We start from the raw sequence: 377 nt of genomic DNA, 5'->3' as shown, positions 1-377 counted from the left end.
GGTGTTCATGCATCACGGCAAGGTGCATGAGGTGGGGGATCCGAAGGTGTTGTTTGCCAACCCGCAGACGGCGGAGCTGGCGAACTTTATTGGCACCGTTGAAGCCGCCAACTGAGCCTGCCTCGCCCTGTGGCGAGGGAGCTTGCTCCCGCTCGGCTGCGCAGCAGCCGTAAGCCGGTCGACCGCGGTTTACCAGAAACAGGCGGTGGATGGCTTTGGGGTCGCTTCGCAGCCCGGCGGGAGCAAGCTCCCTCGCCACAGAAGTTGTGTTGGATCAACGGTTTGAACCATGCGCGTTGGCGTCAGCGTTTGATCGTGGCACGATGTCGGGGTTATCGACCGAGACCCACCTGACCATGCCGCAATCCAAAGCCAAG

The 377-nt window shown here is 61.8% G+C and carries 1 pseudogene; it reads left to right on the top strand.

Annotated features, from left to right (window positions below):
* Positions 1-115: pseudogene (locus tag J5M57_RS28745) on the top strand (amino acid ABC transporter ATP-binding protein); the annotation flags it as partial.
* Positions 116-377 lie beyond the last annotated feature (262 nt).

Source organism: Pseudomonas sp. 86_A, assembly GCF_017491705.1.
GTDB classification, from domain to species: Bacteria; Pseudomonadota; Gammaproteobacteria; order Pseudomonadales; family Pseudomonadaceae; genus Aquipseudomonas; species Aquipseudomonas koreensis.
The sequence above is the reverse complement of the archived record's forward strand: the minus strand, read 5'-3'. Positions and strand labels throughout refer to the sequence as shown.